1 protein-coding gene is annotated in these 1319 nt (G+C 68.8%); it reads left to right on the top strand.

All coding sequences use genetic code 11. The features are described 5' to 3' along the window. The first annotated feature begins 130 nt into the window (after positions 1-130). Complete coding sequence (locus tag ASC60_RS00030; RefSeq protein WP_370592841.1) at positions 131-1279, top strand: IS30 family transposase; 1149 nt, start codon at positions 131-133, stop codon at positions 1277-1279. Positions 1280-1319: the final 40 nt, after the last annotated feature.

Raw genomic sequence — 1319 nt, 5'->3', positions numbered from 1 at the left:
GCTTCCGTTCTAGTGGTCGTCGCAACACCCCAGTTCAGGGGATGCGATGGACTTCAAGATTCGGGAGCTGCGGACCGTAGCCCAGGGGCGCAAGCGGCTGTTGCGTGAGCGGGAGGCATACTCCCAGCTCATGCAGCAGGGCCTGAGCAACAAAGAGGCGTGCCGGATCATCGGCATCAATGAGAAGACCGGCCGGCGATGGCGTAATGGCCGCAGTGCCGACCGTAGGCAGAAGGCGGCACCACCGATCAACACGGTGGTGCCGCCTTCTGGTCCGTCCCGGTACCTGCGCGAGGACGAACGGATCTACATCGCCGACCGGCTGCGCGAGAAGGCCACGGTCCGGGCGATAGCCATCGAGCTGGGCCGTAGCCCGTCCACGGTCAGCCGGGAGATACGCCGCAACGGAATGCCACTGCGCGAAGACGCGCGACGCTGGGCCTACCGCCCGCACGCCGCGCAGGCGCGCGCCGATGCCCGCCGGCCCCGCCCCAAGCCGGGGAAGATCAGCCAGAACACCGAACTGCGGGACTTCATCCAGGACCGCCTGCACCTACGGTGGAGTCCGGAGCAGATCTGCCAGGCTCTGCGGACACAGTTCCCCCAGCGGCCGGAGATGCACGTGGTCCACGAGACGGTCTACCAGGCCCTCTACGTCCAGGGCCGGGGAGAGCTGCGCCGTGAGCTGGCCCGCGCTCTGCGCACCGGCCGTGTCCGGCGCAAGCCGCGCCGCCAGGCCCAGCAGCGCCAGCCGCGGTTCTCCACTCCCATGGTGATGATCAGCGAGCGGCCCGGCGAGGCGGAAGACCGGGCCGTGCCCGGCCACTGGGAAGGCGACCTGATCATCGGCAAGGACGGCGCCTCCGCCATAGGCACCCTGGTCGAACGGGCCACCCGCTACGTCATGCTCCTGCACCTGCCCGACGGCCGCAGCGCCGAGCACGTCCGCGACACCCTGACAGCAACCGTCCAGACGCTGCCCGCCCACCTGGTGCGCTCGCTGACCTGGGACCAGGGCGCGGAGATGGCCGCACACGGCGCGTTCACCATCGACACCGACATCCCGGTCTACTTCTGCGACCCGGCCAGCCCCTGGCAGCGCGGCTCCAACGAAAACACCAACGGCCTGCTCCGCCAGTACTTCCCCAAGGGAACCGACCTCGCCGTCCACACCCGCGAGCACCTCGACGCCGTCGCCACAGAACTGAACGGCCGCCCACGCAAAACGCTCGGCTGGGAAACCCCAGCCGAGCGCCTGCATAAACTGCTCGCGGCCTGATCAACACGACCACGTGTTGCGACGATCCCTAGAAAGCGCC

Origin of the sequence: Streptomyces sp. NBRC 110028 (assembly GCF_001417735.1) — a bacterium.
In the GTDB taxonomy this organism is placed as follows: Bacteria; Actinomycetota; Actinomycetes; order Streptomycetales; family Streptomycetaceae; genus Streptomyces.
This window is presented reverse-complemented; position numbering and strand designations above follow the sequence as displayed.

Excerpts from the sequence above, each read along its gene's own strand:
- ASC60_RS00030 (WP_370592841.1), top strand. The coding sequence starts at position 131 with ATGCAGCAGGGCCTGAGCAACAAAGAGGCGTGCCGGATCATCGGCATC.